We start from the raw sequence: 23,464 nt of genomic DNA on the forward strand, positions 1-23,464 counted from the left end.
CCTCTATCAAATGATCCAATACTAACTTTTTTTGTTTCTCACAAAACAAATGTTAAACAATTCGGAATCTTATGATAAAATTTTTATAAGCGTTTACATTTTTAAAAATGGTGGTGATACATTTTATAAAGGATGATATTTCAGTGAATTTCTACTGACAGAAAGAACTCATAACCAATTGATGAGAGAAAAAAGGAGGATGTAGAAATGAAAAAGAAGACAGAAATTCCAGCTCATTTAAAGCCATTTGTGTCTCAGCAGCATTATGATCAATACACACCCATTAATCACGCTGTATGGCGCTATATTATGAAGCAAAACCATAACTTTTTAAAAGATGTGGCTCATCCAGCTTATGTGAACGGATTAAAATCATCTGGTATTAATATAGATGCAATTCCAAAAGTGGAAGAAATGAATGAATGTTTAGCACCAAGCGGATGGGGAGCTGTAACGATTGATGGTCTCATTCCCGGAGTCGCATTTTTTGACTTCCAAGGTCATGGTTTACTACCAATCGCAACAGATATTCGCAAAGTAGAAAATATTGAATATACACCAGCACCTGATATCGTTCATGAAGCAGCAGGTCATGCTCCAATCTTACTTGATCCTACATATGCTAAGTATGTAAAACGCTTTGGACAAATTGGAGCAAAAGCTTTCTCAACAAAAGAAGAGCATGATGCCTTTGAAGCAGTTCGCACACTCACCATTGTAAAAGAAAGTCCAACTTCTACACCTGACGAAATTGAAGCAGCAGAAAAAGAAGTAATCGAAAAACAAAAACTAGTTTCAGGTGTATCAGAAGCGGAACAAATTTCTCGCCTTTTTTGGTGGACAGTTGAATATGGACTGATTGGCGATTTAGACAACCCTAAAATTTACGGAGCTGGTCTACTATCTTCTGTAGGCGAAGGTAAGTATTGTTTAACAGATGCTGTTGAAAAAGTGCCATTCTCAATCGAAGCTTGCATAAAGACAACATATGATGTGACGAAAATGCAGCCGCAACTATTTGTCTGTCAGTCATTTGAAGAACTGATAGAAGCACTTGAAGCATTTTCTAAAACAATGGCTTTTAAGACGGGTGGTGCGGAAGGATTAGAAAAAGCAATTCGCTCTGAAAACATAGCGACTGCTGAACTAAGTAGTGGTTTACAAATTACAGGTACATTCTCAGAAATGGTGCAAAATGAGGTTGGTGAAGTAATTTATCTGAAAACAAGTACACCAACAGCTTTAGCATTCAATCATAAGCAACTGCCTCATCACTCAACAGCTGTACATGAAGATGGATTTGGTACACCAATTGGTTTATTACAAAACAATATAGCACTAGAAGATTGTACAGAGGAATCTTTACAATCATTAGGCATTAGAATTGGAAACAATGCTGATTTTTCCTTTGCAAGTGGTGTTCACGTAAAAGGAACTGTAACTGATATTATAAAACAGGATGAGAAAGTCATTCTTATTTCCTTTACAAATTGCACTGTTGTTTATAAAGATCGCTTATTATTTGATGCTTCATGGGGAACTTTTGATATGGCAGTTGGTTCTAACATTACATCTGTATTCCCAGGTGCAGCCGATGCAGCTTCATTCTTCCCTATGGATGAAGAAATAGAAAAAACCCCCGCACCACTTTCACTATCAGAGCTAGATCGTATGTATCAAACGGTTCGAGATATTCGAAATAAAGGTGAGCTGCAAGATTCAGATGTAGAACAATTAGTAGCCATACATGAAGTATTAAATCAATTCTATAAAAAAGAATGGCTACTCCGCCTTGAAATATTAGAGTTACTTGTAGAACATAACAAAAATCAAAAAACAGCCTCTTTCTTACTGCAACAACTCTCTACATTTACAGAAAATGAATCTGTACAACGTTTAATCCATAATGGACTTGCTTTACTTCCAATAAAGGATGTGAGAAATAATGCAACGATTAACAGATCATGAAGTACAAGAGGAATTAAAGAAGCTAGATAAATGGACAGTGAAAGATGAAAAATGGATTGAAAGAAAATATATGTTTTCCGACTACTTAAAAGGTGTCGAATTTGTCTCTGAAGCCGCCAAACTATCAGAAGAACATAATCACCATCCATTTATCCTTATTCAGTATAAAGCAGTGATTATCACTTTGTCATCGTGGAATGCAAAAGGACTAACAAAACTTGATTTTGATTTAGCAAAACAATTTGATGACCTCTTTTTGCAGAATGAAAAAGCGATTATAAAAAAATAAGAAGAAGCCGCTTAGGCTTCTTCTTTTGTAATCAAGCGAATACGATGGCCAAATGGATCCTCAACTTGTAATACTCCCTCTTTGTACGTCGCAATAACACCAATATCTTTTAAGCTTTTACATACCTTTTCTGTTTCTGTTTCATTCGCTAATACAATTGTGAAATATTTCAAGCCGATAGAATTTGGCATTTGTGGTGGCACTCCTTCACCTTGCCATGTATTTAAACCGACATGATGATGATATCCACCAGCAGAAACAAACAACGCACCATTTCGGGGTGGAATCGTTACATCAAATCCTAGACCATCTACATAAAATTGTCTTGCTTCTTCTAAATCAGATACATGGAAATGAATATGTCCCATCACTGTACCACTCGGGAACCCACTCCATGCCTCTCCTTGCTGTAATAATCCTTCACCATCTAACGGGTTACTAACAAACGGGAGCTCTCCATTTTCATCGCGCCATACTTCTCTTTGGCGATCATGATAAATTTCTATTCCATTCCCATCTGGATCAGCTAAGTAAAGAGCCTCACTAAAGTAATGATCTGCTCCACCATGCAACGGATATACCTTCTCTACAAGATGACGCAGCACATTTGCTAAATCTTGTCTCGTCGGTAATAAAATTGCATAGTGATATAGGCCAGTTCGATTTCTCTGTTTTGGTAAAGCATCTTTTTGTTCTTCTATTATAAGAAGTGGTTCATTTGTATTTGTACCAAGTGTAACGATTGTCTCTTCTTCTTGAATGACTTTGAATTGTAATACATTCGTATAAAATTCTCGTGATTTTTTTATATTTGATACGTATAGATGAACAATACCAAGTGCTGTGTTGGGATGAAGCTGAAAGCTCATATTGTTATACCCCCGATAAGATTAGTCTTTTTTAAACATAGTTGCTTTTAAGAAATTATCTATAAACCCATCAGCTTTCGCAATAAATAAATGAAGTCCCATTGCTAATAGTGCAAGATCTAATTCAAAACCAGGATTTTTCCCATCTCCTAATAGACCAGCTGACCATTTTACTTTTACAATTGCTCCAAGCATAATGATTGCAAATAGTAGTCCAACATATCTTACACCTAGACCGATAATTAATAATAAACCGCCAACCAATTCCATTGTTGCTACACCATAAGCAAGGCCACCAGGTAAACCGATACTTGTAAACCATCCTGCAATATTTTCAATTCCTGATTGGAATTTTACTAAACCGTGCATGAAGAACGTTACTCCTAACACGATACGAATAATTAAATTACCAATACGTTGATTCATTTCTTTCTCTCCTTTATAGTTTTGTTATATAGAACTTTTATTAACATTACAAAACATACAATAAAATTTTTTATTCGTCAATTCATTTTTTTTAAGAAAAAATAATTTTTTTTTGCTATGATACAAATAGTTGTTTACAAAAAGGAGATTGATTTTATGAATATTGGTTCTGCAATACGCGAAATTCGTCAACGCAGAGGCATCACAATCGCCCAAATTTGTGAAGGGACAGGACTTTCTAAAGGATTTATGAGCCAGGTTGAAAATAATAAAACTTCACCATCTATCTCAACTTTAGAAACGATTTCCAATTTCCTAAATGTTCCTCTTCCTTATTTATTGCTTGAACAAAAAAATCGCATGAAAATTGTTAAAAAAGAAGAGCGGAAATATAGCGTATACGGAAAAGATCAGCAAAGAATTGAACATGTAGCAGAACAAGGTGGTCTGCGCTTATCTTTAGTAGAGATTCCTGTTGGATTCCCGAAAGAAAATAAACCAAACGCTCATGAAGGGGAAGAATGTCATCTCGTTTTACGTGGAAAATTAGAAGTACAGCATGGAGAAGATATTGCAATCGTAGAAGAAGGTGATTCATTTTCTTGGAGCGCTTGCGTGCCTCATATTGTTCGGAATATTGGGGAAGAATCTGCATTACTACTCATCTCTAGCCATGCAGAAAACCGAAAACACGTATACTAATTACTCTAAAACCGATAAAATGAAATTTTAATTAGTGAGGGTCTTCATCCCTCACTAATTATGAGCTCTCACCTATCTTCCTTGCTTCTCTTTGAATCTTGAGATAGGAGTCTTACTGCCCAGATAAAAGGCTTGTTTTCACTTTGAAAACAAGCCTTTTCTTATATGTTCTTATCACTTTTCGTTTGAATATATAGATTTTTCAACGCATTGCTATTCTCTCTATCCTAGTATATCTATCCTTCAAGGTTGTTCTTATTGTATAAGCTAGCAGATTATTCTTATACCGTTTATACAACGCTAGAAGTATCGCTTCCTACTAATCATTACTCCGCTCTTTTAATCGCATAAACAAGAACATCCTTCCCATGAAATGAAGCTGTTTTTTCATAGCTTAATCCTGTCTTTCTAGCGACAAAAATAGAAGCGGGATGATCGGGGTTAATAAGGGAAATTAATTTTTTTAGTCTTAGTGCTTGAAATCCATAGTCCCGAAATGCTGTTGCTGCTTCTTTTGCATAACCTTTTCTCCAATATGCAGGAAGTAACCAATAACCAATTTCAATTTCTTCTTTACCGTCCACTTGTTGCCGCACAAGTCCCGCGTGTCCAATCGGTACTGCTGTCTCTTTTTCAATCATTAGAAATAGTCCTAAGCCATTTTGATAACCTGGAAGAACCCAGTTTTCGAGGCTTTTTTTACACTGCATATATGTTTTAAGTGTCCCATTTCCAATATAGCGCATTACTTTTTCATTTCCCCATAACGAAGCATAAAAGTCTAAATCAGCCATTGTATATTTCCGAAACTGCAAACGATCGGTATGAAACATATTGCTACCTCCTTATCCATCTCATAATTTGACTGTAAAATCACAATATCATAATGATTTTTTTAATATGTGGCTTCATTCTTGAATTAACTGGCTAAAAAAGATGATATATATTTGGAATAACTACACCAACTAAATTTGTTTGAAGACACCTCAAATCTTTAGCCGTTGCGATTGGTACATCGTTTTGTTCCTCAATAATTGCTTCTATTCTTGTCCGCAATTTTGGACGGACGTAAGGATGACGATTGAGTATTCGAGAAACCGTTGCTTTTGATACTCCAGCTACCTTCGTAATATCTTCAATAATAGAAATGGTCATTCCCTCTTGACCTGTAATATATTTCAGAACGTACAGTATATTGCAAGTTTTACATCTATTATAAACGAGGTAAATAAAAATATGGGGAAAATTCAAATTTTAACAGAAGTGATTGAGGGAAAGGCAGTTGTTTTTGATATTGCAAATGATGAACGTGGTGTAGAAGAGCTAAATCTCTATGCTAACTTTATTATTACAGCGATATACAAGTCTTGACGAAAAAAAAAGCAGTAAACAAAACTTGTTTACTGCTTCCATATGATAACTAGTATAAAGAAAACTACAGGTTTGAGGGGGGTGTAGAATTTTCAAATATATACTAGATATTTCACTCGGTTCTAATCCTTCTAAACTCTCACATTAGAGCTATCTTCTCTCACATTATAATTGATAAAGATTATCATTGTCAATATAAAACGTATCCATTTTCTACAAAAATTTTATCTATATAAAAAAACGCTACAAAAAGATATATTCTTCTTGTAGCGTTTCATCTATTCATACTCGTTCTCCTCTAACCGATCACGCAACACTTTAACACGTTTAAAAAAGAAAAACGACATTGCTAAAAATAAAACGATAACACCCATCATCGCAAAAAATTGTACCGTTTCTCTTCCTCCATTTGGAATCAATAAACCAATCATTAAAAAGGTAGATATTGCGAGAAGGACTTGACCGAAGCGAGTATAATCTGCGATTTTTTGTTGTAATTCTTTCAACTTCTATCCCCCCTCCCTACCACTGTATCATATTCTAATAGTTTTTGAAGTAAGTAAATACAGCCAACGAGGGAGAAGTTTTCCATAGAAAAAAAGCCGTTATTAACGGCTCTTTCATTATGCCAACGCTTGTGCTAAATCTTCAATTAAATCTTGACCATCTTCAATACCGACAGAAATACGAATTAATGTATCCGTAATGCCAAGTTCTTTACGACGGTCAGCTGGAATGGAAGCATGTGTCATTTGCGCTGGAATCGAAATTAAGCTTTCAACAGCTCCTAAACTTTCAGCAAGTGTGAAGTATTGTACTTTCTCAAGTACTTTATTTAATGTTTCTTCACTATCTACATCGAATGAAATAATTGCACCGTATCCGTTTGCTTGTTCTTTTGCTAACGCATGATTCGGATGTGATTCAAGTCCTGGATAATGTACTTTATTAACTTTTGGATGGTTATTTAAAAACTCAGCAATTGCACGTGAGTTTACTTCATGTTCTTCCATGCGAATACCTAATGTTTTTAAACCGCGTAGTAATAAGAAACTATCTTGCGGTCCAAGAACACCACCTGTTGAGTTTTGAACAAAATGAAGTTCTTCTGCTAATTGCGGACTATTGACAACAACTAAGCCAGCAACTACATCACTATGTCCCCCTAAATATTTCGTTGCACTGTGAAGGACAATATCTGCTCCAAGAGAAATAGGTGACTGCCAATAAGGAGTCATAAATGTGTTATCAATAATTGTTAGCAAACCTTTTTCTTTTGCAAATGTAGAAATTGCTTTGATATCTGTAATCTTTAATAGTGGGTTTGTTGGTGTTTCAGCATAAATTGCTTTCGTATTTGGACGTACTGCTGCAGCTACTTCATCTAAATTTGTCGTATCTACAAATGTATGCTCAATACCAAAGCGGTTCAATACTTTTGTCACAACACGATATGTTCCACCATACACATCATCCGTTAAAATGATATGATCTCCTTTTGAGAATAACATGATTGTTGCTGTAATTGCAGCCATTCCGGATCCAAATGCGAATCCCGCATGGCCGTTTTCTAGCACTGCAATCATTTCTTCTAAAGCTGCACGTGTTGGATTTCCTGTGCGTGAATATTCATATCCTTTATGCTTCCCAACCGCTTCTTGTCTGTACGTACTTGTTTGATAAATTGGTACATTGACAGATCCCGTTGAAGGTTCTCCTATGCGAATACCATGAATTAATTTTGTTTTTGCTCTCATTTTTATTCCCATCCTTTGTATATATCTTTACTTAAGTAACGCTCACTACTATCTGGAAAGATCGTTACAATATTTGTACCTGGTTTTGCTTTTTCCGCTTCTAGCAAACTTGCATGAAATGCAGCCCCTGATGAACTTCCTACAAGAAGCCCTTCTTTTTGTGCTAATTCTTTCACACGTTTAAAGGCATGTTTATCAGAAATCGTATAAATTTCATCAAAATAAGACGGCTTTAAAAACGGCGGAATAAATTCAAGACCAATCCCTTCCGTTTCATGCGAACCTGCTTCCCCACCATTTAAAATAGATCCTTCTGGTTCTACAATAACCGTTTTTACGTTGGAATTTTGTTCTTTTAAATACGATGCAGTACCCATAAATGTACCACCAGTACCTGCACCTGCTACAAATATATCCACTTCTCCATTTAAAGCTTCCCAAATTTCAGGTCCCAGTGTTTTAAAATAAGCACGTGGGTTTGCCTCGTTAGCAAACTGACTTGGAGAATATGAATTTGGAATTTCTTTTACTAACTCTTTTGCTTTTTCAATTGCACCTGTCATTCCTTGTTCGGTTGGTGTATGAACAACTTTTGCGCCAAGTGCTTTCATTAGCTCTTGTTTTTCAACGCTAAATTTCTCTGGCACGCAAACGATAACATGTAAGTCATGCTCTAGTGCAGCAAGTGCCAGTCCAATACCAGTATTCCCTGCTGTTGGCTCAATAAGCGTTCCGCCTTTTGTGACAAGCCCTTTCGCTAATGCATCTTCAATTAATTCTCTTCCGAGACGATCTTTCACGCTTCCACCCGGATTATAAAATTCAAGCTTCGCAAATAATCGAACACCCTCTGGAAGTGAAAAACGAGTAATTTCTACAATCGGCGTATGACCAATTAATTCATGAACCCCACGATACACCTTCATCGTGTTCTCCTCCTTACTTGCCAATAAAGAAAAGGCAACTGTATGTAATTCTTTATATGAGACAGTTGCCTTTTTGTTACATTACTTTAACTCTTCCAAGACTTTTACGATAAAGTTTGTAGAATGAAGAGCTGCTTGATCTAAAAATTGATCAAATGAAACATTTGATTCTTTACCAGCAATATCAGAAAGTGCACGAATAATAACAAACGGAACGTTATATTGATGGCATACTTGTGCAACAGCTGCCGCTTCCATTTCTACTGCGTAAAGATTTTCAAATTTATCACGAATTGCTGCAACTCGGTTTGGATCACTCATAAATGAATCACCCGTTGCAATCATTCCTTTAACCACTTGAATATTTTCTTCTTCCTTCATGCATTTCTCTGCCAATGCAACTAATTCTTTATCCGCTTTAAATCCTGGTGGCATGCCTGGTACTTGACCGTATTCATAATTAAATGCCGTTACATCCACATCATGATGACGAACCTCAGTTGAAATGACAACATCTCCAACATTTAAAGAGTGATGGAAGCCACCAGCTGAACCTGTATTGATTACTTTTTCAGGTTGATATCTTTCTAACAACATTGTCGTAGACATCGCTGCGTTCACTTTACCAATACCGGATTTTAACAAGATTACTTCATGTCCTGCCAACATTCCTTTTGTAAATTCACAACCAGCAACGCTTTCTGTCTCTGCTTGTTCTAATTTATCACGTAAAATACGCACTTCTTCTTCCATTGCTCCAATTACAGCAATTCTCAATCTAATCCCTCTTTCTATTGCTTAGTTGCCTCCATAACCCAAACGAAATGATTTAGTCTCGTAAATGTAACATGAAAGCCATTCTTTTCAAAAATAGATTGCATGATTGGAATACGTGTATAGTATTCTGTTTGCAAATCATTAGCTAACTGATGAAAACCTCTTTGTTTTGCAGTTTCTACAGTCTTATCATACGCTTCCTGATCTGCAAATATTGTATCAGCAAAGACTATTTTACCACCTTTGTTTAGTAATTGACTATATTTCGCAATCGCTACATCTTTTTCTTCATCTGTTAAATGATGAAATGCATAAGTGCTGACAATCGTATCAATCGTATTTGGGACATCAAATTTGAGAAAATCTCCCTCTGTAATTGTAAATTCTTCTGGCAATTTTTCTTTTGCAATTGTACGCATTTCACGTGACGGTTCTATACCGTAAACAGTGCGGCCAGCAAGTAATAATTTATTTGTTAAGTTGCCAGTGCCGACACCAAATTCCAATACATTTCCAAATGATTTGTTTACTACATCCTCTAAAATTTCCTCATAACGAGCGAAAACTTCTTTATATTGTATATCTTCGCCCTGTACAAATGAGTCGTACGTATGAGCCCATTCGTCAAATAAACCATTAAATTCTGTACCCATGAAAATTCCCCTTTTTCTTATCGGTTTTATCAGTATGATATGCTTTCTTTCCTAAAATGTCAATCTAAATGTACATGGTATTTCCTTCTTTTCTTTGCTACACTAAATGTGATGAATAAAGGAGAGGAGTGTTTCTTCATGTCATTCACCTTTGAAATGTTAGAGGATAAAGTAGAATTTTTTGAAGCAACCGACTTAGTTTCTTTAGAGAAAAAGATTAACGAACAAATAGATCATAACAAAGCACTGATGCTTGAAGTTCATCGCGTTTCTCACCAAATGATTATGGATCCAGAAAGCAAACGTCCATATTATAGTGCTGTTGTTCATTTTAAACTTAAAAAATTGCGTTAACTATAAAAGAGAGAGATTCTTTTCAGAACCTCTCTCTTTTTAGTTTAGAGTTTGAACAAGTGTTGGCTTCCAACCCTCATTCTGTACCCATTCAATATTTACATAATATCTTTTCCCTGTTTGCTTATCTTGAACATTACCATACGCTTTTTCTTTCCCATTATTTCCAATGCGATGAATAATTAATTGTTCTACAGGAATTTCAATTGCAGAAGAAATTGCTTGATTCATTTCATTCCAATCTGCTGTTCCTTTTGTAAATGTCATTGCCGGCGTTGCGCCTTGCGTTGTACCTACTGGTTTCCAAGAAGGTTTTGTATAGGCATCAGTCGCCTTTGGAAGTGTTTTTTCAGCTGACACTTTTTCATTTGCCTTTGCTTCTTCCTCAGCTTTTTTCTTAGCTTCCTCTTCTGCCTTTTGCTTCTCTTCCTCAGCTTGTTTCTTTGCTTCTTCTTCTGCTTTTTCTTTTTCTTTCGCTTTTTTATTCTCAGACTTATTCTCTTTCTTTGTTTCCTGAGATACTTTCTTATCTTGAGAAGACGCTTGTTCTGTTGTATCAGAAGTAAAGAAGACTTGATATGCTACAACAATGACTGCTAATAATACAATCGCAATCGCAATATTTAAAACACCGTTTTGACGACGTTTTTGTTGTTTCTGTTGGAATCTAGATCCTCCTGCCATTCTTCAAACCTCCATGCAGTTTTTCCTACTTGCTATTGTAACATTAAATCTAAAAAGGTTGAACAATTACAAACATTTTTTCACAAACTGAAAACATTTTATATACAATTGCAAGATTACTGTGCATGTTCTAATTGATAAATCGCTTCTACAAACTCTTTAAAAATAGGGGTTACCATATTTCGGTTATTACCTGTTTCTATATCCACTACAACTAAAGCATATTTAGGACGATCATAAGGAAAATAACCAGCGAACCACCGATTTACTTTATTTCCTTTTCCGGTTTGTGCTGTACCGGACTTTCCAGCAACAGATAAAGGTAAACCTTGAAGAGCTGACCCAGTGCCTTCCTTCATTGTTACTACACTCCTTAATAATTGTTGCATCTTTGTTATCGTTGTATAAGAAGGCTGTTTTCCTTCTAACTTATGATCTTTAAACCGAAAAAAACTCGTTCCATTTTTATATCGAATTTCTTTTACAGCCTTTACTTCACGTTTCTCTCCGCCCCGAGCAATCGTTGCCATCATATTTGCCACTGCTAACGGTGAGATTCGGACATCTTTTTGTCCAATTGCAGTTTGTGCAATTGCTTTATAGCTTCTTTTATTTTCTTCTTCATCCCAAACAACAGCTCTCTTTTCTTCTGGTAACTGTTTAAACTTTAATGCATGAAATACCGGTCCCGTCCAGCCAACATCCCCACTTCCACCGAGTGCCTTTAAATATGTTTCCATCATACTTGTATCAAGCTGCAATAATTCATTTCCGAGTTCAGCAAACGTTCGGTTACAACTCCTAGCAAAACTCTCTTTAAAGTTTAATTTCCCCATCATTACTTCTGGAATATCTTCACCATATAAATCTGTATCACAATTAAACATTCTGTTATGCTGAAGTAATTTTTGATCTATTGCTGCCGCAGCTATCACCGTCTTAAAAATAGAGCCTGGAAAATGAGGTATTACCATTTGGTTTTCCAACGCCTGTTCATATGTACCCTTATCATTTTGCTGCATAGACGGCTTACTTACCATAGCTAAAATTTCACTATTTTCTATATCTAATAGTACTAATCCGCCCTTTTTTATCCCATGACTTTCCAGAAGTGCTTCAGCTTTTTGTTGCATCCGTTTATGAAGCGTTGTTTGAATCGTGACAGGATAAAACGGATTTCCCGGAGAAGTGAATTTCGCATGCTTCCCAAAAATAGGCTCCCCTTGCCGATCCACTTGATATAATATTTTTGTTTCACCGTCGGTCATCAAAAATTCATCAAATGACTGTTGTAGCCCTGAAATACCGACAGGGGTTTGACTAGATAACTTATGTTTCTCTCCATATCGCTTTTGAAACTCCCTCTTATTCTCTCCTACTACACCAATGAAATGTTCTGCTTCGGATGCTTGTTTTAACCTTACTTCAGCCGCTACCATCCCTAACAGATTTTCACGATTTATCTTTTCCATCTGTTCTTTCGTTAATTGAAACGGCTGATCACCTCTTTGAAATAGAAATGGTTTTCTTTTATTTTTCATTTGCAAATGTATGTCTTGCTCTGACACACCAATGATATGCGCAATTTTTTGTAACATGTCACTTTTTATTTGCAAGAACGGAAAAATTATTAAAGCGGGATAGCTTTTTTCACCGATTCTTTCTCCATTTCGATCAACAAAATGCCCTCTGCCATCATCCACTGTGACTGCTTGTGTACGCTGGGTGACACTCTTTTCAATTAAATTAATATGCCTATCTGTAAATGATTCAGTAGATATAAGCTGTATTTGCGCCAGTCTACCAAGTAAAAGTAGCATAATACATGTAAAACATAATAAAATGATAACAATTCTTCGCTTCATTTTCATAAAAAAACACCTCGTCTTTTCAGTTTAGACGAGGTGTTATTCTTTTTATACAAAACTTCCTTTTACCCTTGATTTGCTGGTTGCTTTAAAAACTTCTTCAAAATTGACTTATATGTCTCTTCATCTATCCCTGCATTTTTAGCAACCTCAATCGAAGTATTGGTTACCTGTATTGCGGCATTTAAATATTCTTTATGTAAACCGTCCATTTCACTTCTTTTTTCCCTTGCATTTTCAACTGTTACAGAATCAATGCATGCAATCATTTTGTCTACAATCTGTAAATAAGCGTTTTCAGCATTTATTAGCTTTTGAATGTCATCTTTATTCTTAACTTTAGATTGTTTTAAAAATGTATATGCTTGATTTACTTGATCCTTGAGCACTTTATCATTCTTTTTTGCCTGGTCTTGTAACATAGCCTTCATATCATCGATTCTCTTTTGATCCATTGTATCTCGTAGCAAAAACTCTGGATTGCCAATTGCGTAATCATATTTAATCGTTACATCTTGAAACATTTGCATTACAATAGCTAACTGATATTCTAAAGCAAAGTCTTCAAATTTTTGCTCCTTTTTCTCTTCTTTTTTATCTTCTTTTAGTTCCGAATTCTCCTTTGTACGATTTGACGTTGAAGTTTCGGCATCATTCTTTTTCTCTTCTTGTTTCGGTTTCGCTTCGTTTGATGTAGTTGTTTTCTCCGTAGAACCGCATGCAGCTAATCCTGTCATCAGGATACCACAAGTTATTGTTGTAAATAATTTCTTTTTCATGAACGTTCCTTCTTCCTTATCCCTTTTAAAATCTCTTCATGGCGCAAAATATAATTATATGCTATCAAAATTAAAACTTTTTTATTGTCGTATTATGTCGAATTTAGAGAAAATTAAAATATTACGGATGTTTATATAGCAATTTTTACTTATAATCCTCCCTATCTTACCTTCGTTTAGAGAAGGAGCTTCTCAGTGAAAATAAAAAAAGTTCACTCATAGGAGTGAACTTTTTTTATTATTTTACAGAGATAATTTCAACTTGCATTTCTCCGCCTGGTGTTTGGATTACTACTTTCTCACCAATTTGCTTACCTAATAAGCTCTTTGCAATTGGAGAATCATTAGAAATTCTTCCTTCAAATGGATCAGCCTCTGCACTACCAACGATTGTGTAAGCTTCTTCATCTCCATCTGGAAGTTCTTTAAATGTTACCGTTTTCCCTAATGTAACAACTGTAGACGCTTCACCAGTATCCTCAATGATTACTGCATTACGAATCATGTTTTCTAGCTGCGTGATACGCCCTTCTACGAATGCTTGTTCATCTTTCGCTGCATCGTACTCAGAGTTCTCAGAAAGGTCCCCGAAGCTACGTGCAATTTTAATACGTTCTACAACTTCTTTACGTCTTACTGTTTTTAATTGTTCTAGTTCGTTTTCTAATTTTTCTTTACCCTCTTGCGTCATAGGGTATGTTTTTTCTGTTGCCATTCTTTTCCACTCCTTTTATATACCAATCCCCCGAGAAAAAGAGGAGTTCCAATATGAAAACTCCTCCGCATTTCTAGTAGCGGAGGTTTCTAGTACATATGCACTAGCGGAGTTGTCACATACAACCCCGTCTTTTCCAATTCTTCCTTATATAAAGAAGATATGTATGGAAAGTTGATATAAATATGCCCTCATCTATATACAGATGAGGTTGCATGTATCATTGTATTCGATAGGAAGGGAAAAAATCCCTTCCTATCGAATATCTTTTACTATGCTATTACAAATTCACTTTTTCTTCAAGAATTGTTGCGATTTTTGTAACCATAATATCAATTGCAACATGATTTTGTCCACCTTCTGGGATAATAATATCCGCAAATTTCTTAGAAGGCTCGATAAATTGGTTATGCATTGGGCGTACAACATTTACATATTGTTCAATGACCGAATCCATTGTGCGTCCACGCTCTTTAATATCGCGTTGCATACGACGTAAAATACGAAGATCAGCGTCTGTATCAACAAAAAGTTTGATGTCCATTAATTCACAAAGGCGCGGATCCTCTAGTACAAGAATCCCCTCTAAAATAATGACATCTTTCGGTTCAACCGGAATCACTTCCTCAGAACGCGTATGCAAAGTATAATCATATACAGGTTTTTCAATCATTTTATATGCAAGTAATTGGTGCAAGTGTTCAATTAGTAAATCATTATCAAAAGCTAATGGATGATCGTAATTTGTTTTTAAACGTTCTTCCATAGGTAAATGACTTTGGTCTTTATAATAATAATCTTGCTCCAAAATTAAGATGGAATGACCTTGAAAATGATCAAAAATTGCTTTTGTTACGCTTGTCTTACCTGATCCTGAACCACCAGCAATTCCAATTACAACAGGCTTATTCGTCCCCATTCAACTACCACTCTTTCTTATTGATATATGCTTTTACGCATCATATTGTTCACATACACTGGTCGATCCACTTTGATTTTCACGATTTGCAGCGGATGTCTTGCTGCATCTAATTCATTTCCATCCTCATCCCAAATTTTCTCCACCGTTTGTGTAAAGTTTTCTATTTCTGGTCCAAAGAACTCCACTTCATGTCCTGGTTTAAAATAATTACGTTGTTCGATTGTTGCAATGCCTGTTTCTTCATTATAATCTAACACTAAACCAGCAAAATCATACGTTGTTTTCTTACTATGATTTCCATACATTTGTTCTTGATATCCTGGTACACCTTCAAAGAAAGCTGGAGCTGTGTCACGATTTGCACATTTATCCAGTTCGTCTAACCATTCTTGTTTAAATTCAAAGTTATCAGGATCTGCGCAGTACGTATCGATTACTTTACGATATACCGTTGCTACAGTTGCAATGTAATGGATAGATTTCATACGTCCTTCAACTTTTAAGCTGTCAATTCCGATTTCAATCATTTTTGGAATCGAAAGAATTAAATTTAAATCTTTCGGACTCATTGCGAAAGGAGCATCTCCTTCTTGGAACAACGGTAGTTCTTGTGCATCTTTATGCTGGGAGACCGTTTGAATTAAGTCGTAATCCCAGCGACAAGATTGGCAACAACCACCGCGGTTAGAGTCACGTGCTGTCATATGGTTACTTAATGTACATCTTCCAGAATACGCAATACACATTGCCCCATGGACAAATGCCTCAATTTCAATATCAACGTGTTCTTTTATTTCTTTCATTTCTTCATATCCAACTTCACGCGCTAATACAAGGCGATGTAATCCTTCCTCTTTCCAATATTGCGCTGCTTTCCAGTTAGATAGTGATTGTTGCGTACTTAAATGTACTTCAACAGAAGGTGCTACTCGTTTACATGTTTCAATAATAAGAGGATCTGCAACGATAATACCTGTTACACCAGCTTTCTCAATGCCTCTTAAATATTCTTCTAGCCCTTCCATGTTCTCATTATGTGCAAAAATATTTGTTGTTACATATATCTTTGCACCATATTTCTTAGCAAATTCAACGCCTTCTGCCATTTCTTCTAATGTGAAGTTTCCAGCATTGGAACGAAGACCAAATTCTTGCCCACCTAAATATACAGCATCTGCACCGTAATGGATAGCTATTTTTAATTTCTCTAAATTCCCTGCTGGGATTAACAATTCAGGTTTCTTCACAATAACGCGCTTGCCATCAATTACTCGTGAAATTTCTTGCATTGTCATATTCTACACCCTCCTCGTTTAGTAAACCGTTTCTTTAAAGAAGAATCCTGTATCAAGTGGACGATTTACTGGTTGCATCTCTTCTATCTCTTTATATAAATTTTCTTTTATGTCATAATACGCATCGCGATCTTCTACGCATAAGTCAATTGCTTTACGGTATTTCTTAGTAACCTCAACAATATATTCAGAGCTTTTTAATACACCATCGATTTTTAAGCAATCTATTTCCGCATCGATTAGTTCCTCTAATTCATCAATAAAGCAAATATCATTTGGACTCATAATATGCGTACCATTTGCATCTTCATAAATCGGGTATTTATTATTACGTTCTTCATCATATAAGAACATATTTTCTTCCTGTTTTTTCTTTTCAATCTCCAAATGACGCCCTTGATATTCAAAGTAGTTCCCAACCAATGAACGTTTTGATTGGAACATGCATGTCATACCGTGAATTTGTACTTCCACTTCTACCTTTGCATGCTCTTTTAATTCAATAATTTCATCTAAACTTAACTCGCGTGCGAGCACAGCACGTTTTGCCCCTTTACGTCCCCAATAATTACATGAAAACCAGTTCGTTGCTGTCGTTTCCGTATTCCAATGCAACGGCATATTCGGTGCTACTTCACGAACTGTCATAAGTACAGCAGGATCGCCAAAAACAATCGCATCTACTTGTACATCTCGCAAAAATGAAACATAGTCTTTTAAAGTTTCTACTTTTTCATTGTGAAACACTGCATTCATCGCTACATAAACTTTCATACCGTGCTCATGCGCAATATTTACAGCTTGCTTCACGTCTTCACGAGAAAACTCACCAGCTAATCGTAAGCCAAACTCTTGTTCACCAATTATGACCGCATCTGCACCTGCCTTTGCAAGAGGTTCAATATCTGCAATCCCTCTTGGTGTTACTAACAATTCAGGTTTTTTCATACCTTTGTCACCCTTTCTTTTTGCTCACTGCTACTCCGTCACCAATCGGGAAAATTGTTGTATCATATCCCTTATGGTTCATAAGCCACTCATTATACGTCTTAATACGGCGAATTAAACCACGTGTACGTCTATTTTCAATCTTCTCTTTTGTCGTTACGAGTCCGTGATATAACACATTATCTGAAATAATAACGCCACCTGGATTTAATAACGGCTCATATAAATCAAAAAAGCGACGATATTGTCCTTTTGCAGCATCAATAAAAATAACATCAAACGTTCCGTGTTCCTTTACTTGCTCGCCCGTTTCTAATGCATCACCGTAAATAACGGAAATGCGTTCTTTAACAGGAGAACGCTCTATATATTCAAGTGCTTTTTCATATCGATCACTATTGCGCTCTACTGTCACAATGCGTGAATTTGGAATTGCTTGCATCATACGAATACTAGAATAACCAATTGCTGTTCCTAGCTCTAATATGCTTTTCGGTTCAATCAAACGTAAAAATTGAAGCATAAATTCCATACCAAGGCGATCCATAATCGGCACATGATGTTCACTCGCATATTCTTCCATTTCAAGAATAAGTTCGTCTTTTTCAGTAATAAATGATAATAAGTATTCGTTAACTGCATCCTTCATAAATGGTCCTCCTTATTTGCACGGAGAAGTGCCTCTATGACGTGTCAGTCTTTGTTCACACATAGAATGCAATAAAAATACAAGCCAGCTTCACCCTTAGCTTGTACGTCCCGTTTCAATATTACAAACGATTCTTCTGCCACTTTTTAACCCGATATATTTTAACATAAAAAAGAAGGATATGCGACTTTTTTCGCTATCCCCCTCATTTCATTATTTTTTTGTAATGTATTTCTGCTTTAGTGCATTATGTTCTTCTAACGTTTTTGCATAATACACTTCACCATTTGGTGCTGCTAAGAAATAATAATAATCCGTTTGTGCAGGCTCTAACGCTGCCTGTACAGAATGCTTGCCAGAGTTTGCAATCGGCCCAACTGGAAGTCCTTTTACCACATACGTATTATATGGCGAATTTACTTTCAAATCTTTATATAATACACGCTCTTTATGCTTTCCAAGCGCATACAATACAGTCGGATCTGTCTGTAATGGCATTCCTTTTGCTAAACGATTGTAAAAAACACTAGCAATCTTTTGACGATCTGTAAATCCTGTTGCTTCTTCTTCAATTAAAGAAGATAACGTTAACAGCTGATGAACATCAAAATTTTTCTTCTTCATTTTCGCTTCATTTTGCACAATAAGTGCATTTGTTTTTTCAAGCATTGCTGTTACAATTTCTTCTAACGTTGTATCTTTTTTATAAAAAGAGTATGTTGCTGGATATAAATAGCCTTCTAACGGATATTTTATATTGCTGTCAAAAATTTTATTTGTTAATAGTGCCGGATACTTTTGCTGCAATTTTTGAACAAATGATTTATCATTTAATTGACGTACTACATCATCTTTATTCCATTTTAATTCCTTCGCAATCATATCGGCAATTTCGACAACCTGTGCCCCTTCTTTAATCGTTATTTTATACGCCACTGGACGATGTACATTTCCAGATGACATTTGTTCCATCACTTCATCTACATTCATCGACGTATGTAATAAGTATGTACCAGCCTGAAGGTTTTTCGATTTTGCCTTTGCATAAATACTAAATACCGTACCATTTTTAATGGCACCTTTTCCCTCTAAAATTTCTCCAATTTTACTTGTAGATGAACCTTTTGGAATCTCAACTACAATTTCCTGTTTCTTACTACGATCAATCGGTTTCAATGCAGATGAAATGTACGCATAGACTGATACGCAACATACAAATAGTGCAATAATCACCACAAAAGCGACACGTCTACGCTTCTTCTTCATTTGATTTTGTATCAAAGTTCTTCCTCCTTATTCCATTGTAGACCATATGTATATCTTCTATACAATGCTCTACAGCACCAAAGCAAAACTCTATTCATTTATACATAATTGTTATGTTATACAATCCGTATTATTATACTATAAATCACAACATGGTTTCGACAAAAAATCTTTCATTGAACACATGAATATAAAAAAGATGGGCTGCATGTGCAGTCCATCTTTTTTATATTATTCTTCTTCGTCTTCTGCAGCAAGAGTGTTAAACATTTCTTGGACCATTTCCCACTCTTCTTCAGATTCGATTGGAAGCAATGTACCACCAGCTTCATCTTCGTTTTGCTCGTATGCCATTGCATCGTAAATTGGATCTCCATCTTCGTCTACTTCACCGATTGGTGAGAACACAACATATGATTTGTTTCCAAATTTTTCAGCATCAAACGTGAAAATAATTTCACATAAATGCTCATTTCCTTTTTCGTCAACAATTGTAATTTGATTTTCTTCCATTCTGGTCACCTCTTATTTGCTATCTAAATATCCTTGTAAAATCACGACTGCAGCCATTTTATCAATGACTTGCTTTCGTTTTTTTCGGCTTACATCAGCCGAAATGAGAAGTCGTTCCGCTGCCATTGTTGACAAGCGTTCGTCCCAAAGTATAACTTCTAGTTGCAAAAGTTCACGTAAACTTTCAGCATATCTTTGACAAGCTTCACCGCGCGGACCGATTGTCCCATTCATATTCTTTGGCAATCCTACTACTATCTTGTCCACATTGTACTGTTTTACTAGTTCAGAAACTCGATCAAAACCGAAAATTTCTCGTTCTTCGTTAATTTTAATCGTTTCTAAACCTTGCGCTGTCCAGCCCATTTCGTCGCTAATGGCAACGCCGACTGTTTTTGTACCAACATCTAAACCTAATATTCGCATAAACTACTCCTCACGATGTTGCTTCAAATAAGACTTCACAAGTTCTTCAATTAACTCATCACGTTCCAGTTTGCGAATAATATTGCGCGCGTCTTTGTGACGAGGTATGTATGCTGGATCTCCGCTTAATAAATAACCGACAATTTGATTAATCGGATTATAGCCTTTTTCTTGAAGTGCATCATACACAGTTAAAAGTACATCATTTACATGGACACTCTGTTTTTCATCTTGAATGCTAAACTTCATTGTTTTATCAAAACCGTCCATTTCAAGCACCTCACTTATCAAGTAGTAAATATAGGGAGAAGACTATTTCCTCTCCCTACTATTGTACACTACTCTCTCTTTATTTTGAAACAGATTTAACGTACTCTTGTACAAAAGCTAGCGCTTCATCTACTTGCGCTGGATTTTTACCGCCCGCTTGAGCCATATCAGGACGGCCACCGCCGCCACCGCCGCAGCGAGATGCAACTTCTTTTACAAGTTTACCCGCATGATACCCTTGACCAACTAGATCTTTCGTTACACCTGCCAAGATATTTACTTTATCATCATTTACAGCTGCTAATACAATGACTGCAGATTCTAATTTATTTTTCAAGTCATCCATCATTGTACGTAAGTTATTCATATCTGCAATATTTACTTTCGTTGCTAATACATGAACCCCATCCACTGAGACAACTGCGTCTGTTAAGTTTCCAGCTTCAATATTACTTAACTTAGCAGCAAGAGATTCATTTTCTTTTTGAAGTTGTTTCACTTCAGCAAACAAACCATCCACTCTTGTTAAAATATCTTTCGGATTTGTTTTCATTTTCCCTGCAGCCTCTTTTAATAAACTTACTTGATCGTTCATTAATTCGTATGCCGCTTTACCAGTTACCGCCTCGATACGGCGTGTTCCTGCACCGATACCAGACTCAGCAACGATTTTGAAAATACCGATAGAAGCTGTGTTATCAACATGGCAACCACCACAAAGTTCTAAACTGTAATCACCAACTTGAACAACGCGAACAACATCTCCATATTTTTCACCGAATAATGCCATTGCACCCATTTCTTTTGCTTCTTCAATTGCCTTTTGAGAAATTTCCACATCCATACTTTCCCAAATTTTCTCGTTTACAATACGCTCAATTTTTTCTAATTCATCAGCTTGTACTTGACCGAAGTGAGAGAAATCAAAGCGTAAACGCTCTGCTGTAACAAGAGAACCCGCTTGGTTAACATGTGTTCCAAGCACATCTTTTAACGCTTGATGCAACAAGTGAGTTGCTGTATGGTTCTTTACAATGCTACTGCGATTTTTCGTATCAATAACAGCTTTCACAGTTGCGTCTTTCGTTAATACCCCTTCTTCCACAACTACTTTGTGTAAGTTTTGACCATTTGGTGCTTTTTGTACGTCTTTTACAAGAACTTTCACACCGTCTGTAAGAAGGTAACCGCGGTCTGCAATTTGCCCACCGCTTTCAGCGTAAAATGGCGTTACATCAAGCATTAATTGTCCTTCTTCACCTGCTTGTAAGCTGTCTGTATACTCGCCATTTTTCACAAGTGCTATTACGTTGCTTTCTGTTGCAACAGTGCCGTAGCCAACAAATTCACTTGCTACTTTAATTTCCCCAAGAACGCCGCCTTGAACTTGCATAGAATCAACATCTTGACGAGCCGCACGTGCACGTTCACGTTGTTTTTCCATCTCTGCCTCAAATCCTGCATGATCAACTGTCATGCCAGCTTCTTCAGCGTATTCTTCTGTTAATTCAACCGGGAATCCATATGTGTCATACAGACGGAATGCATCTACTCCAGAAATAACAGTTGTTTTTTCTTCTTTCGCTTTTGCAATCACTTCTGCTAAAATCGCTTCACCGTCATGAAGTGTTTCATGGAAACGCTCTTCTTCATTTTTCACAACTTTTGCAATGAAATCTTTCTTTTCAAGAACTTCTGGATAAAAGTCTTTCATCACTTCTCCAACAACTGGTACTAATTCATACATAAATGGACGGTTAATGTTTAATTTTTTCGCATAACGAACAGCGCGACGTAATAAACGACGTAACACATAACCACGGCCTTCGTTCGAAGGAAGAGCCCCATCACCAACAGCAAATGTTACAGTACGAATATGGTCTGCAATCACTTTAAACGCCATATCTTTCTCTGCGTCGCCACTACGATACTTTTCACCAGAGATTGATTCTGTTGCACCAATCATCGGCATGAATAAATCTGTATCAAAGTTTGTAGGTACGTTTTGAACGATAGATGTCATACGCTCTAGACCCATTCCTGTATCGATGTTTTTCTTTGGAAGCGGTGTATAAGAACCATCTGGGTTATGGTTAAATTGAGAGAACACAAGGTTCCATACTTCTAAGTAGCGCTCATTTTCACCACCAGGATATAATTCTGGATCACTTGGATCATTACCATAAGCTTCGCCGCGATCATAGAAAATCTCAGTATTCGGTCCACTTGGTCCTTCACCAATATCCCAGAAGTTTTCTTCTAAACGAATAATACGTTCTTTCGGAATTCCCATTTTTTCATGCCAAATTGTAAAGGCTTCTTCATCTTCTGGGTGAATTGTAACAGATAATAATTCTTTATCAAATCCAATCCATTTGTCGCTCGTTAAAAATTCCCAAGCCCATGTAATTGCTTCTTCTTTAAAATAATCACCGATTGAGAAGTTTCCTAGCATTTCAAAGAATGTATGGTGACGAGCTGTTTTCCCAACGTTTTCAATATCGTTTGTACGAATTGATTTTTGCGCATTTGTAATACGTGGATTTTGTGGGATAACACGTCCGTCAAAGTATTTTTTTAATGTCGCTACGCCACTATTGATCCATAAAAGAGATGGATCTTCGTGCGGAACTAATGATGCACTCGGTTCAATCGCATGCCCTTTTTCCTTAAAAAAATCTAAAAACATTTGACGAATTTGTGCGCCTGTTAATTGTTTCATCTATATTTCCTCCTTAAAAAAATTCCATAAAAACAAAAAACTCTCGCCCCTATAAAAGGGACGAGAGTTAACTCGCGATACCACCCTAATTATGAAATAAAAAGCGGAAGCGTCTCGCTTAAAAGCGGAAGAAATTAGACCAGTCGAACGGAAAGACGATTTTTATCTTTCAGTGAGATTGGGAAATTTCAGAGCTTTTAGACGCTGAAGCTAGATTGCATATAATAATATGCATTTATTTCATCACCTCATGGTGCCGTAACGTGGCAAGACGGCAGGGATTAGCTGCTCTCAGGAGTAGCGTTCTGTCATCCT

The 23,464-nt window shown here is 36.3% G+C and carries 27 protein-coding genes; 5 read left to right on the plus strand and 22 right to left on the minus strand.

From position 1 onward, the window contains the following. Window positions 1-207: 207 nt before the first annotated feature. Entirely contained in the window at window positions 208-1,968 is a 1,761-nt protein-coding gene (locus tag MR058_RS19920) for an aromatic amino acid hydroxylase (RefSeq protein WP_242145489.1), read from the plus strand. After that, window positions 1,943-2,257 (plus strand): 4a-hydroxytetrahydrobiopterin dehydratase, encoded by a 315-nt coding sequence (locus MR058_RS19925; RefSeq protein ID WP_242145522.1) that lies wholly within the window; start codon window positions 1,943-1,945, stop codon window positions 2,255-2,257. The genes MR058_RS19920 and MR058_RS19925 overlap by 26 nt, the downstream gene beginning before the upstream one ends. A gap of 11 nt (window positions 2,258-2,268) precedes the next feature. Here MR058_RS19925 and MR058_RS19930 read toward each other — a convergent pair whose 3' ends face one another. After that, on the minus strand, window positions 2,269-3,126 hold the full coding sequence (locus MR058_RS19930; protein ID WP_242145490.1) for a VOC family protein: 858 nt from the start codon (window positions 3,124-3,126) through the stop codon (window positions 2,269-2,271). 21 nt (window positions 3,127-3,147) lie between these two features. Beyond that, window positions 3,148-3,552 (minus strand): DoxX family protein, encoded by a 405-nt coding sequence (locus tag MR058_RS19935; RefSeq protein ID WP_242145491.1) that lies wholly within the window; start codon window positions 3,550-3,552, stop codon window positions 3,148-3,150. A 156-nt stretch (window positions 3,553-3,708) separates the two neighbouring features. Here MR058_RS19935 and MR058_RS19940 point away from each other — a divergent pair, with 156 nt between their 5' ends. Next, a complete protein-coding gene (locus MR058_RS19940; RefSeq protein WP_242145492.1) occupies window positions 3,709-4,254 on the plus strand; it encodes a helix-turn-helix domain-containing protein in 546 nt (181 codons plus the stop codon). A gap of 326 nt (window positions 4,255-4,580) precedes the next feature. On the opposite strand, the gene MR058_RS19945 is transcribed toward MR058_RS19940, so the two are convergent. After that, window positions 4,581-5,087: a GNAT family N-acetyltransferase gene (locus tag MR058_RS19945; RefSeq protein WP_242145493.1), complete on the minus strand. Its 507-nt coding sequence runs from the start codon at window positions 5,085-5,087 to the stop codon at window positions 4,581-4,583. A gap of 94 nt (window positions 5,088-5,181) precedes the next feature. Continuing rightward, window positions 5,182-5,409 carry a LacI family DNA-binding transcriptional regulator gene (locus MR058_RS19950; RefSeq protein WP_242145494.1) on the minus strand — a complete coding sequence of 76 codons (228 nt, stop codon included), beginning with the start codon at window positions 5,407-5,409 and terminating at the stop codon, window positions 5,182-5,184. Window positions 5,410-5,490: 81 nt separating this feature from the next. Here MR058_RS19950 and MR058_RS23355 point away from each other — a divergent pair, with 81 nt between their 5' ends. After that, window positions 5,491-5,625, plus strand: a complete 135-nt coding sequence (locus MR058_RS23355; RefSeq protein ID WP_277926642.1) for a hypothetical protein — start codon at window positions 5,491-5,493, stop codon at window positions 5,623-5,625. A 278-nt stretch (window positions 5,626-5,903) separates the two neighbouring features. Here MR058_RS23355 and MR058_RS19955 read toward each other — a convergent pair whose 3' ends face one another. From MR058_RS19955 to MR058_RS19975, 5 genes are all read right to left on the minus strand, one after another. Beyond that, window positions 5,904-6,131 carry a YrhC family protein gene (locus MR058_RS19955; RefSeq protein ID WP_242145495.1) on the minus strand — a complete coding sequence of 76 codons (228 nt, stop codon included), beginning with the start codon at window positions 6,129-6,131 and terminating at the stop codon, window positions 5,904-5,906. Window positions 6,132-6,248: 117 nt separating this feature from the next. After that, a complete protein-coding gene (locus MR058_RS19960) occupies window positions 6,249-7,382 on the minus strand; it encodes a bifunctional cystathionine gamma-lyase/homocysteine desulfhydrase (protein WP_242145496.1) in 1,134 nt (377 codons plus the stop codon). A gap of 2 nt (window positions 7,383-7,384) precedes the next feature. Further along, a complete protein-coding gene (locus MR058_RS19965; protein ID WP_242145497.1) occupies window positions 7,385-8,308 on the minus strand; it encodes an O-acetylserine dependent cystathionine beta-synthase in 924 nt (307 codons plus the stop codon). Between the two features lie 81 nt (window positions 8,309-8,389). Beyond that, window positions 8,390-9,085, minus strand: a complete 696-nt coding sequence (gene mtnN, locus MR058_RS19970) for a 5'-methylthioadenosine/S-adenosylhomocysteine nucleosidase (protein WP_242145498.1) — start codon at window positions 9,083-9,085, stop codon at window positions 8,390-8,392. A gap of 14 nt (window positions 9,086-9,099) precedes the next feature. Then, entirely contained in the window at window positions 9,100-9,738 is a 639-nt protein-coding gene (locus MR058_RS19975) for a class I SAM-dependent DNA methyltransferase (RefSeq protein ID WP_242145499.1), read from the minus strand. A gap of 138 nt (window positions 9,739-9,876) precedes the next feature. Here MR058_RS19975 and MR058_RS19980 point away from each other — a divergent pair, with 138 nt between their 5' ends. Beyond that, window positions 9,877-10,092, plus strand: coding sequence for a YrzA family protein (locus tag MR058_RS19980; RefSeq protein ID WP_242145500.1), 216 nt, complete (start codon window positions 9,877-9,879; stop codon window positions 10,090-10,092). Window positions 10,093-10,131: 39 nt separating this feature from the next. Here MR058_RS19980 and MR058_RS19985 read toward each other — a convergent pair whose 3' ends face one another. The 13 genes from MR058_RS19985 to alaS all read right to left on the minus strand — a co-directional run bounded on the left by MR058_RS19985 (window position 10,132) and on the right by alaS (window position 23,149). After that, window positions 10,132-10,776: a YrrS family protein gene (locus MR058_RS19985; protein ID WP_242145501.1), complete on the minus strand. Its 645-nt coding sequence runs from the start codon at window positions 10,774-10,776 to the stop codon at window positions 10,132-10,134. 116 nt (window positions 10,777-10,892) lie between these two features. Continuing rightward, window positions 10,893-12,647, minus strand: a complete 1,755-nt coding sequence (locus MR058_RS19990; protein ID WP_242145502.1) for a peptidoglycan D,D-transpeptidase FtsI family protein — start codon at window positions 12,645-12,647, stop codon at window positions 10,893-10,895. 62 nt (window positions 12,648-12,709) lie between these two features. After that, a complete protein-coding gene (locus tag MR058_RS19995; protein ID WP_242145503.1) occupies window positions 12,710-13,423 on the minus strand; it encodes a hypothetical protein in 714 nt (237 codons plus the stop codon). A 238-nt stretch (window positions 13,424-13,661) separates the two neighbouring features. After that, window positions 13,662-14,138 (minus strand): transcription elongation factor GreA, encoded by a 477-nt coding sequence (gene greA, locus MR058_RS20000; protein WP_242145504.1) that lies wholly within the window; start codon window positions 14,136-14,138, stop codon window positions 13,662-13,664. 280 nt (window positions 14,139-14,418) lie between these two features. Then, window positions 14,419-15,057: a uridine kinase gene (udk, locus tag MR058_RS20005; protein WP_012095554.1), complete on the minus strand. Its 639-nt coding sequence runs from the start codon at window positions 15,055-15,057 to the stop codon at window positions 14,419-14,421. A 17-nt stretch (window positions 15,058-15,074) separates the two neighbouring features. After that, window positions 15,075-16,355 carry a peptidase U32 family protein gene (locus MR058_RS20010; RefSeq protein ID WP_242145505.1) on the minus strand — a complete coding sequence of 427 codons (1,281 nt, stop codon included), beginning with the start codon at window positions 16,353-16,355 and terminating at the stop codon, window positions 15,075-15,077. A gap of 18 nt (window positions 16,356-16,373) precedes the next feature. Beyond that, complete coding sequence (locus tag MR058_RS20015; protein WP_242145506.1) at window positions 16,374-17,303, minus strand: peptidase U32 family protein; 930 nt, start codon at window positions 17,301-17,303, stop codon at window positions 16,374-16,376. Between the two features lie 7 nt (window positions 17,304-17,310). Next, window positions 17,311-17,952: an O-methyltransferase gene (locus MR058_RS20020; RefSeq protein ID WP_012095557.1), complete on the minus strand. Its 642-nt coding sequence runs from the start codon at window positions 17,950-17,952 to the stop codon at window positions 17,311-17,313. A gap of 213 nt (window positions 17,953-18,165) precedes the next feature. Next, window positions 18,166-19,233: an endolytic transglycosylase MltG gene (mltG, locus tag MR058_RS20025; protein WP_242145507.1), complete on the minus strand. Its 1,068-nt coding sequence runs from the start codon at window positions 19,231-19,233 to the stop codon at window positions 18,166-18,168. A 216-nt stretch (window positions 19,234-19,449) separates the two neighbouring features. Then, window positions 19,450-19,731 (minus strand): DUF1292 domain-containing protein, encoded by a 282-nt coding sequence (locus MR058_RS20030; RefSeq protein WP_012095559.1) that lies wholly within the window; start codon window positions 19,729-19,731, stop codon window positions 19,450-19,452. 12 nt (window positions 19,732-19,743) lie between these two features. Then, window positions 19,744-20,157 carry a Holliday junction resolvase RuvX gene (gene ruvX, locus MR058_RS20035; protein ID WP_242145508.1) on the minus strand — a complete coding sequence of 138 codons (414 nt, stop codon included), beginning with the start codon at window positions 20,155-20,157 and terminating at the stop codon, window positions 19,744-19,746. A 3-nt stretch (window positions 20,158-20,160) separates the two neighbouring features. Next, complete coding sequence (locus tag MR058_RS20040) at window positions 20,161-20,427, minus strand: IreB family regulatory phosphoprotein (protein WP_012095561.1); 267 nt, start codon at window positions 20,425-20,427, stop codon at window positions 20,161-20,163. A 79-nt stretch (window positions 20,428-20,506) separates the two neighbouring features. Beyond that, window positions 20,507-23,149, minus strand: coding sequence for an alanine--tRNA ligase (gene alaS, locus MR058_RS20045; protein WP_242145509.1), 2,643 nt, complete (start codon window positions 23,147-23,149; stop codon window positions 20,507-20,509). Between the last annotated feature and the right edge of the window lie 315 nt (window positions 23,150-23,464).

Source organism: Bacillus cereus group sp. BfR-BA-01430, from assembly GCF_022663115.1.
Classification (GTDB): domain Bacteria; phylum Bacillota; class Bacilli; order Bacillales; family Bacillaceae_G; genus Bacillus_A; species Bacillus_A cereus_BD.